Here is a 14,695-nt window from a genome sequence, read left to right on the forward strand (position 1 = left end):
AAGCCGCGCACGTCCATCCATCACACATCAGAATGGCATATATTCATTCGTTTCTCCTCACGGTACACTTACCATCAACAGGGGAACTGTTCACGATATACAAAAACTCGGTGAACGTTTCCCGCAATGGAAAAACGACATCGACGAGCAAGCGTCAGCACTTCCTGTCAACGATCCCAAAACAGAGCTTCAGGCCGAACTTCAAGACGAAGGGATCCACGCTTTACGCAAAAAATTGAAGTCCCTTGGTGGCGAAGGGAAAGGGCTGAAAAAGCCGGCTCTGATCGAATCCATTATGGAATTGTCTTTTCAGGAAACACAGGCAAATCCGTCTCAAAACGCAGCCGTTTCCGAATCTGAACCATCCAGTGAACCATTTCCTTCCAAACAGGCTCAACACGTCTCAGAAGCCGTTATGCGTGAGATGCATGCGACTCAAGAGATGCAGAACATCTGGAACACTCCGGGGCTTGATCCCACCATTCGACGCGATCTTATCCGGCAGCATGTCAAAAAACAGCTTGCACGCATGGCTCGAGACGAGAACCAACCCATTCCTCTCGATGTCTACAAGCACTTTGTCGAAAACGAATCCGAGATGGACAACATTGTCTTCAAGCTTGACGGCAAGGAAGAGATGCTTCTTGGGTACAACAAAGCGGGAAACAAGATCGTCCGAGATAATAAGGGCGTTCGGCACGAAGTCTACAGCAATGGGATTGCCGTTTCTCAAAACGTGCAAACCGTGCCGACACGTGAAGGCGGCAAGCTGCAATTCAAGTCTCCTCAAGAACTCTCTGCATATCCCGGAGGGCGGGACTTTCTTACCACGCAAGAACTCGATTATTACGACGGTCACGCAAACAATGTGACTCCCGAGCAAGTGCCTGATATCATCGCGGGAAACAATGTGGAAACACAGGAGGAGGCGCATAATGGCTTGCCTGATGACCCCGGAAATGATCGAAGAACATTACAAAACCCACCTTCCCGCAACGTACCGCGAGATCATGGAGACGGACGGAGCGGAGGTGTTCCAGGACCTGTGGCTCCAGGCAGACCGCACGATGCGGCATCGGGCGAAATGGTATCTTCAAAGCGGCTCAGAGACGAACGAGGAATTCGCCCTGGAACGCGCCGCACAGGAGATCAATCGGGAGATGCTGTCTCCAGCCCCGAATCAGGAGGACGAGGACGAACTCTGGAGTCAGGAAGAGAACGAGATGGACGACAGGGAACGGAACATGCACGAAGCCCTGAAAGAGTATCAACACGCGCAAGCACTGATTCGGAAGATGCGAAACGGGGAGGCGTAAAACCGAAGCAGGTTGTCTCCAAAGAAGAACACTCTGAATCAGATGTCGAATCGGCTGATGGGAAAACCAAGAAAGAAAAAACAGCCGTCAAGAACTTCACCATCACCGACGACCAAGAGATAGGGAAAGGCGGGAAATGGTCAAAGTTCAAGGATAACATTGCCGCGATAAAACTCAGTAAGCAGCTTATTGAGCACGGCAGACCCGCCACGTCCGAAGAGCAAAGAGTCCTCGCACGATACGTCGGATGGGGCGGACTGAAAGAACTTTTTGACCACCGCGTTCGTGATCCAAAAGTTGAAGCTCGAAAAAAGGAATTGCTCGACCTCGTTTCGCCTGAAGAATATGAACAGGTTAGCGCATCGATTCTCAACGCGCACTACACGGCCATCCCTGTTATCGACAAAATGTGGCAATTGGCCGAACGCCTTGGGTTCACAGGTGGGAAAGTCCTTGAACCATCCATGGGAATCGGCAATTTCTTTGGCCGCATTCCTTCGCGTTTCAAAAAGGCATCACTCACCGGCATCGAATTCGATGCGATGACAGCCGAGATTGCGAAACGTCTCTACCCCCAAGCGAAAATATTCCATCAAGGATTTGAGGAAAGCAACGTCCCTGACGGCTATTTTGACCTCGCGATATCGAACGTCCCCTTTGGTGACTACAAGCTGTTCGACAACAACGACAAATCGTTAAACAAGCTCAAAGCGAACATCCATGACTACTTCTTTGCAAAAGCGTTGAAGAAGGTTCGGCCCGGCGGGTTGATCATGTTTATCACCTCCACCGGGACGATGCAGTCCGGCAAATCCCGAAGAACGAGAAATTATCTTGCCAGTCGAACGGAGTTTCTTGGGGCGATGCGTCTTCCTGGCAACGCCTTCAAAGAAAACGCCGGAACCGAAGTGACAACGGACATCATTGTTCTACGCCGTTTACAAGAAGGGGAAAGCCCGTCTGGCGAGACATGGCTTAACACGGTCGAATCAGATGTTGCGGGAAAGAACGGTCATCCGCTGAAAATCAATGAATACTACGCTCGGCATCCCGAAATGATGCTTGGCACGTTGCAGGACGATAAACTGTTTCCCGGTCGTGCGGCTCTTGTTTCTGACGGACGAAACATCCAAGAGGCCATAGACGACGCGATTGCGACGTTCCCGGAACGCAAGGGGAGTGCTCCTGCTCAGCAACTGTCGTCAAAGAATCTTTTCCAGCCTGAAAACGGCACACTCTTGACTCATGAGCAGGAAATCATCGCAAAAGACGGTGGCTTCTATCTCGACGAGAACGGCCGCGTCATGCAGCGTATCGCCAACCAGGGCTATCCGGCTGACATACAGGGCGTGCAGCATGATCGCGCCGTCGGCATGACGAAGATCAAGGAGACGTTTAACGCGATCCTCAAAGCCCAGATAGACCCTCATGTATCGAAACATGAGGTTGAAGCGATTCGTCACCAACTCAACGAATTGTACGACACGTTCAAGAAAAAACATGGGAATATTCACGACGAAGGGAATCGTCGGGTGTATCGGAAGGACCCTGACTATCCCAAGTTGCTTGCTTTGGAGAAACCCCTGAAGGGAAAAGCGGGAGCGCCACGCACATTCGATAAAGCCGACATTTTCCAGGAAAACACCGCAAGAAAAGCGTCCCTCATCAAGAATGTGGATAATGTTCAGGATGCCATGACAGTCTCCCTGAATGAGCATGGAAAAATTGATTTAGCATTCATGTCTGATATTTCCAGCATACGCGAAGAAAAGATATTGGAACACCTCAAGGGGAGAGTTTTTCTTGATCCAGAGAAGCAAGAGGTTGTTTCCAGAGAAGAATACCTGTCCGGTAATGTCCGCAAAAAGCTGCATGCGGCAAAGGCTGCAGCTGCAATTGATGCGCAATACACAGAAAATGTCGATGCCCTTGAACAAGCACAACCGGAAGACCTGACCAAGGATCAAGTCATTGTCGCGCTTGATAGTGCCTGGATTCCTGACGAGGACATGGGGCATTTCTTTGATGAGTTGACCGGTGCGGCAAAAGGAACAACGAAGGTCAAGTCCCATTCTCTTTTGGGAACGCGAGATATCCAGATTGGCACAGCGTATCGGAACGCGCCTTCCGTTGCTGATTACACCAATGATTACTTCAATTTAAAACGCCTTGCGAATAAAATCGTCAACGGGCAACGCCCCGTTGCGAAAGATACAGACCGCGATGGAAAGACGACCGTCAATGTTGAAGCAACACTTGATTCCGTTGAGCGTGGGGAACGACTGACCCAAGCGTTCAAGAATTGGATATTTGCCGATAGCGACAGAGCAACACGTTTGCTTCGTCGTTTCAACGATGAACAAAACAACATGGTCTTAACCGAGTGGGATGGTTCACACCTGACCTTCCCTGGCATGTCGAAGAAGTGGGTTGACCGTCTTCATAAACATCAACGGGATGCAATCTGGCGTATCATCAGGACCGGAAACACGCTGCTTGCTCATGGCGTCGGGGCCGGGAAGACCTTCACTATGATTGCTGCGGCCATGGAAATGAAACGTCTCGGTATGGTCCGCAAACCTGTCTTCACTGTACCCAATCACATGATCGAGCAATTTTCCCGCGAGTTTGCCGACCTCTACCCGAACGCGCATATTCTTGCCCCGGAAAAGACAGACTTCGCGAAAAAGAACCGGAAGCGGCTCTTGTCTCAGATTGCCACCACGGAGTGGGATGCCGTCATCGTCCCGCACTCGCAAATTGGTATGCTTGGCGTCAACTCCGAAACCGAGCGGAATCTGTTGAGCGAATGGATGGATGAACTGGAGACCGCCATTCGTGAGGCGAACGCGGAGAAAAACAGGAACATTGCCAGACAGCTTGAAGCATCGAAGAAGCGCCTGGAGGAACGCCTTAAATCGCTGACGGCAAACATGACGGAAGACGTCATGACATTCGAGGAACTTGGGATTGACATGCTTCTCGTTGACGAAGCGCATAACTTCAAGAACCTCCATTATATGACGAAGCGTGAACGCCTTCCCGGCCTCTCGCAATCCGACTCGCAAAAGGCCATGTCACTCTATATGAAAGCGCGAGTCCTCAACCATCTCAATCCCGGACGCGGGCTTGTCTTTGCGACAGGAACCCCTGTCTCTAATACGCTGGCTGAACTCTACACCATGCAGCGTTACCTCCAGCCGGATATTTTGGAAGAGCGAGGTCTTGGGCAATTTGACAACTGGATCGGCCAATTCGGCCAATCCAGACTCGAAGAAACGTTGGCGCCGGACGCGCAACGCTGGAAGATGAAGGAGCGACTGGCCGCGATCCAAAACGCTGGTGTTTTGCAGCAGATGTTCAGGTCTGTTGCCGATGTCAAACTGCGAGAAGACCTGCCGCTTAACGTCCCGAAACTCAAGGGCGGCAAAGACAACATTGTTTCGACAGAAGCAACGGAGATATTTCAGTCGTATCAAGACGATATCGTCTCAAGAGCCGAACGCATCGAAGCCGGGAATGTCGACCCCACAGAAGACAACATGCTCAAAATCACGTCCGACGGCCGCAAGGCGGCTTTGGATATTCGGCTTGTTGTCCCCGGAGCCAACGAAACGCCCGGCATAAAGATCAATGTCGCGGCCGACAATATCTTCACCATATGGGAGACGTCTGCGTCGACACGAGGCACGCAGCTTGTTTTCTGTGACTTGTCCATTCCAAGTAAAACGAAATCGGCGGAAACAAAGCGAGTGCGAGACTTACTCGCCAAGATAGAAGCCGCGAAAACAAAAGGAGATATGGAAAAGGTCGAAGAACTTGAAACCAAGATCACCGACGACGAGCGGGCCGCAATCGAGTCTGATTTCTCCGTGTATGACGCCTTGCGTGACAAACTCATTGCCCGCGGTATTCCTGCACACGAAGTCGCCTTTATTCATGATGCGAACACCGTAAAACAAAAGGCCGCGCTTTTCGAGAGAGTACGAAACGGCGACGTGCGCGTTCTTATGGGGTCAACACCTCGAATGGGCGAGGGAACGAACGTCCAGGACCGCCTTATTGCGGAACACCATCTTGATGTGCCGTGGCGACCGTCCGACGTTGAACAACGTGATGGACGTATCATTCGCCAGGGGAACCAGAACAAAGAGGTGGAGATCATTCGCTATGTCACGGAAGGTTCTTTTGATGCGTACATGTGGCAGATTGTGGAGAACAAGGCGAAGATCATTCATCAAGTGATGACCGGAACGATCAACGACGTCGTCATCGAGGACACGTCGCAGACGTCGCTCACAGCCGCAGAAGCCAAGGCGTTGGCATCAGGGAATCCTCTCAATATCGAGCGTGCGAAACTCAAAGGCGAACAGATGAAGCTGAAAGCGCTTGAGCGTGGAGATCGAGACGGCATTCAGCGACAACAGGAAGCGCTTCGGTCTGCACAATTGCGCAAAGCGCAACTCGAATCAGACATCGCGAACTACACGCTTGCGATGTCATCTGCAGAAGAGATCACAAAAGACAACTTTTCTCTTACGTTCAAGGGAAAACGCTATTCAACGATGAAGGACGCGGCGAACGCGTTGAAGTCGCACGTTGATCAAGCCATGGATAGAGCGAGACCGCTCATTCCCGGAATAGTAAAAGGTCTCGATATCGGAGATTTTCGAATTGAAATCGAGGCGGTTCAATCATCACAACAGAAATCATATCTTCGATCATTCTTTCGTCATAAAGACATGGCGGTCGATATTGCGCTCAATGGTGCCAATGAAGCTCAGTCCATCATCGGTCTTCTTCAAAGCACGACGAGAGCTTTCTCTTCAGCGAATTTAGAGAAGCATAAAATCGACAGCGAACACCAACTTGCCGATCTCGTTAAAGATATTCACCAACTCGAAGAGAATCTTGCAAAGAAACACAACAACGGTCGCAAAGAACGCATTGCGGAAATAAAACATCGTCTTACGGAGATTGACGACATCCTCTTTGCCGATGTGCGTGCAAGCACTCCGTCTGATATTGCCATTGGCGACGAGACAGACGGTGACATCCTGGCGCAACGAGATGAGAAGACGCCATCGGAGACCATCTCTCCAGAAGAGATTGACGCCGTCATTGCCGAATTTCAAGACGCCACGCCTGGAGCCGCGCCGATTCGCGTGTTCGAGAACAGCGATGAAGCCGAAGCGTTCGCCGGACAGAACATGCGCGGGGTCAACGGATTCTATGATCCCAAGAACGGCATTGTCGGTCTTGTCGCCAGCCGGTTCCACAACGCCAAAGACCTCCTCACAACGTTGGTGCATGAACAGAAGCGCCACCATGGATTGCGCGTCTTCCTGGGCGACCAGTATCACGCCATCATGGCCAAAGCCTGGAAGAACGATGCTGTCCGGGAGAAAATTCGCGACCTCATGAACAACCGTTCTCCTGATTCACGCTATTCGTGGAACTTGCGAACGCTGAAAGGTCGTCGGCAGGCCACAGACGAAGCACTTTCCTGGTTGGCGGACGAAGGGTGGACGGGATCGCTCGTGGACCGAATCATCGCAGCCGTGCGTCAGTGGTTGCGCACAATGCCACGTTTTGCCCATCTTGAGTTTTCGGACGCTGAAATCCGAGCCTTAATCGGTAATGCCGAACGGGCTGTCATGAAGGCGAAGGCACAGGAGGCAACGCAGACGGGACGGAGAGTCAGCGTGGAGCCCGTTGCGGCGCAACGAGGCGGTACCGCGCAACGAGAACAACAACTGCGTGCATATGAAGAACAACTGAAACAGCAGCAACGCGGTGAGGCCGCTTTAAAAAAGCTCCTTGAAGAAAAATCTGGAGAAATTATTGCGATGACGCGACCTCAAATTGGCGACATCGTTTTCTCCTACGGGACTCCAGGACGTCTCAATACGAAAGGAAGACTCATCAAAGGGAAAGGTATTTCCCACCTTGTTGAGCAAAGAAACCTTGAAGGTGAAGATGGAGTTGTTATTGCCTATAAAATGCCTGAGGTCATCGCGCATGGCCTCGTGACAAAGATACAGAATGAAGGGACAGCAGGAGAGCGAATCCGCATTGAATATGACGGACATACTGCCGTTCTTTCTTTGTACCAGGATGGGGAGAAGAAAGCATGGCTTTTGACAGGGTGGAAAAATGAAGATGGCGGCCTGGGGGTTAACCCCAATACCGCCTACGCTCCGGCCGATTCTGGTATTTCCCGGACGGAGGGAGCTTCTCAAAAAATAATAAAGCTCAATGAGGGCATCGTCAACCCGCAAAACATTTCCGACATTCAAGCCCATCGCGGCGAATCGTTTACCGACGCCGAGTCCGAACGGCGCTACCAGGAAGCTCGAAAGGGAATCGGCACCAAAGAGACCTTTCTTGATCACGTCAAGGGATCATGGAATCAACTTGCCGCCGGTTTTACGCGGCATTTCATCCACCTTCCGAACGAAGCGAAATTCGCCAAAGCGCAGGAATGGTTGCGCCACTTGGAACAGGCGCAGCGCAATGCGGCTGGTGTCGCTGTACAGAACATGCAGAAAATCACCAAAGACTTGACGAGAGAGGAATTTGATCTCTTCAACCGTTTGGTTGTTCTCGACGACTTCGCCTTTGGTGTAGAGGAAGGTGTTCAAGCGTTTCCCTTTGGCTTGACGGCGCAGGATGTGACAGACGAACGCGCCAAATTCATGGCGTTGGCCATGCAGCATCCTCACGTCGTTACCGCGTTACGAACACGTAAAGACATCATGGACGCGACAGCGCAAGACCTGGTTCAAGCCAAAATACTTCGAGCAGAACAGATCAAAAATCCGACATACTTTCGGCATGAAGTCTTGCGCTATGCTCGCGACGGGAAAAATCAATATGTCGGGACCGGGAAAAAGGTCAAAAAACCAAAACCAGGATACTCCAAACAACGCACATGGTCCGATGCCGACATTTCGACCAATTATATCGAGGTCGACGGCGCATTCATGATGCGAGCACACATCGATCTGAAAATTGCGGAAACGATCCAAAAGATCAAAGGTGAATACGACATTAAGAAACAGGTCGTCCAAGATGCCAAAGCCGAAAACGATAAGCGGTTGCGCCGTCGTGGATATGATCCCAAAGGAATGAAAGAGGCAGAAAAACGAGATATCTTAGGCGAGGCGTATGTTTCATGGCGTGATGCCGTTCCTGATGGGTATGCGCTCTGGCAAGCCGATAAAGGGTTGCTCATGCACACACAGGCCGCTTTGACCGATAGTGCCCTCCATGCACTTCTTGACGCGGTTGCAGATCCTGACGTGATGAAGTCTGATGCGTTTCTTCACGAGATTGCCGAGGGCGTTCACAAGGCTCTTGTCGTTGCCGGTCGCAAGCCGGAAATGGTCTTACCGGATGAGATTGCAAGCACATTGGATGAGATCAAATCACGAAATTACACAATGATGCGTCGTCTCAATAGGAAGATCACCGGAGCTTGGAAACAGTGGGTACTTCTCAACCCGCTCCGTGTCCTCAAGTACAACCTCAACAATACATCCGGCGACTTTGATGCGGTTGTCGCCGGAAACCATCGCACCATCTTCCGGCTGAAAGATTCCTATGACGACTTGCGAACGGCAAGCAAAGCCATTGCCGACGGCAAGAAGCCACCGGAACGATTTACGGAAGCCGTGGAGCGGGGCGTCATTGATTCCGGTTTTTCTGTGGCTGATGTTCCTGACTTGGGAAACTTGGAAGAGTTCAAACGATTTCAGGCCAAGCAACGGGGTATCAAATCCGTTGCGGACACAGCGCTCAAATATTGGGAGCTGGTTCGCGGTGGAACCAACTTCCGTGAAAATCTCCTGCGCTATGCGGCGTATCTCGACTACGCCGACCGGATTGAAGCGGATGAAGACATGACGCGTATAGGCTACGGCGCAGCCTATCCCAAGATGGTGAACGCGCTTGACGATCCGAAAGATAAAGCCGCATTACTGTCCCGTGCGTTGCTTGGTGATTACGGGAACATCTCCGCGTACGGTCAGATCGTGCGTGACAACCTCATTCCATTCTACTCCTGGATGGAGATCAACACACGCCGCTATAATCGTTTACTTCTCAACGCGTTTCAGCAATCCGTCATCAAAGGCGTCGGGACCGGCGCGCTGACCGGTGCAAAGGCAGCCTCTTTTCTCGCGTTCCGCACACTCTTTTTCTACGGCATGGTGCAACTCTGGAACAATCTGTTCTTTGGCGATGACGAGGATGAACTTGCACCGGAAGATAGAACGCAGCTCCATGTTCTTTTAGGCCGAGATGATGACGGCAATATTCGATCTCTTCGCCTCCAGGGCGCTCTCAGTGATTACCTTGCCTGGATCGGATTGCCTGATGTTGTTGCGACCGCAACGGAAATAACCAAAGGTCGAGCGTCGTTCACGGATATTCTGTCGTCTGTGGGAAAAGCTCCCATCAACAAAGTCGTTTCCGGGATAAATCCAGCCATATCGCTCCCTGCCCAACTTATGACGGGAGAGACATGGTGGCCGGATTTCTTCAACCCTCGTCCCATCGACGACAACGCCAAAGAAGTTGCTCGCCTGTTCTCACTCGATAAAGCCTATGACATTGTCGTGGGGAAACCATCGCGTGGCGTGGGCGAAATGCTGGAATCGACCGTCTTCTACAAGCGAAATGTAGGAGAAATGGCCTATGGTCGGGTGCGCGAATGGGAACGACACTTCAGAGAACGCCAGGGAATCGAGTCCGGCTATGGATCGTCTCCGTTCTCCACGCTGGCCAGAGATTACAAGAAAGCTTTGCGCTACGGCGACACAGCAGCGGCAGCCACGGCACTAGATAAAATCAAAACGATGGGCAAGACCATGAACGATGTGGAAAATTCGCTGCTTCGATCCGCCCCCCTCGCTGGTTTGCCTCGCAAGGATCATGACAAATTTCTGGCGACGCTCGACGCCAGCGAACAGAAGCAGGTAGAACAGGCAGAAGCATGGTACCGAGAAACGATGCTTCCACCACGCGCTGTTCGGAAACAGGCCTTACGTGACCTGAAAGCGGAACGCCAATCCATTGTGACGGCATTGCGTGATGCCGCCATGCGCGGCGACATCGAGGCTATTCAAACGGCGATATCGCATGCTGGAGCGTTCAACGCGACAGCAAAAGATCGTGATGTTCCTGTCGCTCCGATAACTCCGCAAACGATGAAAGCGGCATTACGCGGCAAACGACGTCCAAGCAAGCGATTGATGCTTGAAGACCTTTACCTGAATCAAGACGAAGAGGTGATGCCATGAGCATGGTTGCCGAGTTTATCGATTCTACAACATTTTCCGTCCAGGGCGACCAGACGGGACGCTTTCTGCCCGGTGTGCGGGTGCGCGCTGACTGCGGCGTCGATGGGGTCCTTCTCTCGACTGTCGACACGAGTTCATACAGTTCCGGAGTGACAACGGTGCTTCTCGTTGACGGGTATGTCACGGGGAATCTCTCACAAATCGAACATGGAACGACAAACAGAGACTCACTCGTGAGGCATACGCACGACGCCAGTGATGTTTCCGGTGAGATGAACGAAGAGCAACTCCCCTATCGGATGGATCAAGACGTCAGATCTCTTGATCCCGTTCAGTTTTATTCCATGAAACTCAAGGGTACGTTGGTCATAGACCCGACGGGAAACGCTGTTATTGAACTCGGTCGAATCGATGGCCTTGCGAGCGTCGCACGCATTGATTTCCATTCAGGAGAACTCGCGTGTGATTACGACACACGCATTATCGCGTCAGGTGGAAACGGCACAGCAGGGAATGGTGACCTCACACTTGTCGGGAAGGATGTCATTGTTGACGCCTCTGAAAAGCTTGTTATTCGCGACTATGCTCCGATGCTGCAACTTGATGATATCTCGGCTGGAGCGCCAGTGTGGAATGTCTGTGCAAACAATACAAATCTTTGCATTGCAAAAGACACAGACCGAGATGGAGTCAATGACAATATCCCGGCGTTAGAAATCGATTCAGACGATACGTTTCAGGTATGGGGAAAAGATGTATGGCATAATGGAAATTTCACCCCATCAGAGTATCATTCCAAAATTGAGACCGTTGCAGAAAACGTCTTTAGCTTCATGCTTGCTCTTATAAACGAGGATGGAACCCTAAAGGGAAGAATCGTCTCTGCGCATGACACCGTCGCGAATGAAAACAACTTGATTCCATTTGACGTTGAATCCAGTACGAGCAGCGCCACGCTTCAATCCACTGGATATACCAATGGATTGGCAGCCGTTGAGACTACAGGCATACACGTCAAAAGCTCATATCCAATCAGTCCAGGTGCTTTTCTCTGTATTGCTTCTCTTTCTTTAAATTCGAGTGGTACGAACCTTAACATTCGGCCATATCTTACGAATTACAATATTGGAGGAGATACATCTGTACATATACAACTTGTATTCACGAATGCAGAAAGCGGATTGAGGTATAATGTCTATTCGTTGCCGGTTGGCAAAGAACTATATGTCAATGTATTTGGATACGCATAGGAGAATTTTATGGCCTTAACCGGTTCATTCACCATTCAGCCCGGAGAAAATCTGGCTGAACTGTTTCCCGGTGTTGTTGAGTATACAATCGAAGAACCTTATACCGTTGAGAATGCTCTCATACGGATTATGCCTCCACGCATTGAACGGGACAATTCCGGTGATCCCAAATTTCGTTGCATGATCAACAAAATTACGGTCTCCATGGTGCATAATGATGGCGAAGTTGGGCCTCTTACGCTGTGTGTTTCCCATGAATTTCCTATGACCATTGGGGATAACGCCGGTGATGCCGTGAAACAGGCATATAATTTTCTCAAGACCATCGAGGGATTTTCCCATCTTGAAGATATATAAGCGATCAGGCCGGGACGACTGTTCCGGCCTCTTCGGCTGTATCATCAAGTCAACAAATTAACCACCATTGCCAACCCGTATCAAATTGATACAAGGAGGAATTTTCAGAGCACACCAACCAAGCGAGGGTCGTCCCACCATGAAACATCCATCTCTTTTCGCCATGATGACAGCTGTTGCTGCGCTTGTCTGCTTCCTTGTCCCCTCCACTCTGAAAGCGGATGAAACCGACACCTTGTCAACAAGCCTCCTCCCCGCATTGCTGACGTTGATGCAGGCGGACACAACGGGATACATCCTGCCCGATACAGGCGTGACTAAATTCTATGGGAGCAATACATGGGAAATTGACAAACCCTATGATGGAGCACCGTATTACGGCCAGGATGCGCAATTTAACCCCGCCTCGCAGCAAATGTCGTACACCGACAACGGTGACGGCACCGTCACGGATAATCTAACCGGGCTGATGTGGATGCAGGCTGATGACGGCGAAGAACACATTTGGGCAGAGGCAGTAGCGGATTGCAAGTATTTGACGTTATCGGGATATTCCGATTGGCGACTGCCAAGTCTGCACGAACTCTTCGGAATCGTAGACAAAGGAAAGTCTAATCCTGCGATTAATCCTCTTTTCACAACAAATTTCTCGATGTATTGGACGAGCGACACGGACGCATCATACAATGACAGGGCTTGGTTTATTTTGTTTTACGGCGGGATAACACTCTCTGGAAGTAAATATGATGCGCATGGAGTTCGATGTACTCGATCCCAAACTATTCGACCAGAAAAAGAATATATAGTTAATAACGATGTTGTTTTTGATACATCGACGAATCTCATGTGGATGCAATCTGACGATGGTATTCTGAGAAATTGGGAAAATTCTTTGTCCTACTGTGAAAATTTGACATTTGCAGGCTACTCAGACTGGCACTTACCTAATATCAATGAAGTTGAAAGCATACTTGACCTAACAAAACAATTTCCAGTCTCTTCGATAGACCCGGTTTTCTCCTGCCAATTTGGATCATATTGGTCTAGCAGTACATACCCAATAAAGACTGAATCATTAGAATATAAGTATGATGGATACGCATATGCAGCATATTTCCCTCCAGGACAAGTGCACAACGACTATAAATTCGAAAATAACTACGTCCGCTGCGTGCGTTCCGGCCCTCTGCAATAGATCTATAGAAAAAGCTGATATCGAGCCTGTATCGAGAGCGTATTTTGACGTCTAAACGCCTTGTATTTTGTGAATAACACGCTCAAATTCAATGAAATATTTTGAAATGTCCTCCAAAGTTTCCATAACGGGCATTAGGAGACATGTTTTTTATTCAAGCTATAGCAAGGACTTTCCGATAGATGGAGGCTATGGATGTTTATCAACACGATTTAGTGCAACTCGTGACACGAATAAGATGCAAAGTGCCACCCAAAGTCTCCTTCCGGCAATCCCCTTCTTTTGGGCGATTACGGGATCATCGTCACCCAGGCGCCTTCGCCTCGCGCAGCTTTCTCCACTGCTGTTTGAGCCATTGCCGATCCGGGCCGAGTTTTCCCACAAGCAATTCGGCCCGCTCCTCTTGACTTAACCCCGTCTCCCACGTCTCGAATTCGGCCTCCTCGCGTACTTTTCGCGCTTGTGCGATGCATTTGGCCTCTTCAGCTGCATCGCGTTCTGCCTGCTCAACTGGCGACACATAGCCTTTGGGGCGGCGGTAGTAGCCTGTACGCGCGAGGGCTTGGAAAATATACGCGAGCGGATCGGCTACCTCTTTTCCCGTCGCGTCCATGAGCGGAGTCGATTGGCTGAGTTCCCACTCCACGTAATCAAGGGACTGAAGCACTTTGTCGAGCGGCTTGCCGATCTTTTCGAGGCGGGCGACGATTTGTGCGATCTGTTCCGGACCGAAGTCGAGCCGGTGGAGATATGGCCAATAGAACGCGACATCTTCAGCCGTGAGCGTGAGCAGCCGTGCTTTCTCTTTGTTTTTATTTTCTTCTTCTAGATAGATAGATTCTTTATATCTATCTATCTTAGAGGGAGGTGTGGTCTGACCATTTGGTGAGACCATTTGGTGAGACATGGTGGCACCGTTTGGTGTCACCATGTGGTGGGGTGTGGTCTGACCATTTGGTGTCACCACGTCATCACTTAAAAATTTTAAATATGTCCCGTCGTTCCCGTTTTTTTCTGCGATAATTATACCTTTTTTATGAAGTCGCTTGAGCGCTTTATAGAGCGTTGTCACGGGGATATTGAGTTGTGTGGAAAGCACTTTTGTCGGTACGATGAGCTCCTTCATCCGCTTGATGAATTGGACAATGATTTGCTCGTTTTTGGTGAGTTTTAAATGGTGTGGTGAGACCAAATGGTCACACCACGTCTGTATGTCTGGTGAGACCATTTGGTCAGACCTGGTCACACCATGGTCAGACCTGGTCACACCAT

General features: G+C 50.3%; 4 protein-coding genes and 1 pseudogene. 4 read left to right on the forward strand and 1 reads right to left on the reverse strand.

The genetic code is table 11. The features are described 5' to 3' along the window. The first annotated feature begins 295 nt into the window (after window positions 1-295). From G451_RS33170 to G451_RS33175, 4 genes are all read left to right on the forward strand, one after another. Window positions 296-10,621, forward strand: a complete 10,326-nt coding sequence (locus tag G451_RS33170) for an SNF2-related protein (protein WP_211236373.1) — start codon at window positions 296-298, stop codon at window positions 10,619-10,621. Beyond that, window positions 10,618-11,871 (forward strand): hypothetical protein, encoded by a 1,254-nt coding sequence (locus tag G451_RS0119685; RefSeq protein WP_027185595.1) that lies wholly within the window; start codon window positions 10,618-10,620, stop codon window positions 11,869-11,871. Before G451_RS33170 ends, G451_RS0119685 begins: the two co-directional genes overlap by 4 nt. A gap of 9 nt (window positions 11,872-11,880) precedes the next feature. After that, on the forward strand, window positions 11,881-12,228 hold the full coding sequence (locus tag G451_RS0119690; protein WP_027185596.1) for a hypothetical protein: 348 nt from the start codon (window positions 11,881-11,883) through the stop codon (window positions 12,226-12,228). 139 nt (window positions 12,229-12,367) lie between these two features. Beyond that, window positions 12,368-13,423: an Lcl C-terminal domain-containing protein gene (locus tag G451_RS33175; RefSeq protein ID WP_027185597.1), complete on the forward strand. Its 1,056-nt coding sequence runs from the start codon at window positions 12,368-12,370 to the stop codon at window positions 13,421-13,423. 304 nt (window positions 13,424-13,727) lie between these two features. On the opposite strand, the pseudogene G451_RS34625 reads toward G451_RS33175, so the two are convergent. After that, window positions 13,728-14,695, reverse strand: a pseudogene (locus tag G451_RS34625) (hypothetical protein); the annotation flags it as partial.

This window comes from Desulfovibrio inopinatus DSM 10711, assembly GCF_000429305.1.
Lineage (GTDB): Bacteria > Desulfobacterota > Desulfovibrionia > Desulfovibrionales > Desulfovibrionaceae > Alteridesulfovibrio > Alteridesulfovibrio inopinatus.